Genomic DNA, 391 nt, shown 5'->3' with positions numbered 1-391 from the left:
TCAATGCCCATGCTTCACTCTTACCACGCTGGCGTGGTGCTGCACCTATTCAGCGTGCTATTATGGCTGGTGATAAGGAAACAGGGATGACGATTATGAAAATGGATGAAGGACTTGATACAGGGCCTATCGCTCTCTCTTGTGCCATTCCCATTACTGATAACACCACTACTAATGAACTTGCACATAAGCTTTCACATATAGGTGCAGATCTTATGATAGAAATGCTATCGGCTCTTGAAAAAGGGCAACTTAAACTTACCGCACAATCAGGAGAAAACATAACTTATGCCTCAAAAATAAAAAAAGAAGAAACACGCATTGATTGGACAAAACCTGCAGAATTTATTCACAGATATATCCGCGCTCTTTCTCCTTTTCCTGGTTGCTG

Annotated in this window: 1 protein-coding gene; it reads left to right on the top strand. The window is 41.7% G+C overall.

What is annotated here, in order from left to right:
* Positions 1 to 391: methionyl-tRNA formyltransferase (locus ACFIO5_RS11345; RefSeq protein ID WP_375705462.1), on the top strand; the 391-nt coding region annotated here is incomplete at both ends.

The sequence above is a fragment of the Bartonella sp. AA86SXKL genome (assembly GCF_042196885.1).
This window is presented reverse-complemented; position numbering and strand designations above follow the sequence as displayed.